Raw genomic sequence first — 247 nt, 5'->3', positions numbered from 1 at the left:
AGCGCGCGAGCGACGTGCGAGAACCCCGGTTCGGCGTCGTCGAGCGTCGTCGGCGTCGCCTCCACGAGCGCGTCGTACTCCGCTTCGAGCGCCACCTCGGCGTCGAGTTCGCCGACGCGCCCACGCTCGGACTTCCGTTCAAGGACCGCTTGCGCGTCCACGCCGTCGTCGTCGACGACAGCGGTCCGGGAGTCCGCGACCGCGACGACGTCGTGCCCGTGCTCGCCCGCGAGCGCGACGACGGACC

The 247-nt window shown here is 73.3% G+C and carries 1 pseudogene; it reads right to left on the bottom strand.

From position 1 onward, the window contains the following. A pseudogene (locus SM753_RS20980) lies at positions 1-247 on the bottom strand (homoserine dehydrogenase); the annotation flags it as partial.

It is taken from the genome of Halostella sp. PRR32 (genome assembly GCF_034808085.1).
GTDB classification, from domain to species: domain Archaea; phylum Halobacteriota; class Halobacteria; order Halobacteriales; family Natronoarchaeaceae; genus Halostella; species Halostella pelagica.
Note: the sequence above shows the minus strand (reverse complement) of the source record. Positions and strands in the feature narration are given on the sequence as shown.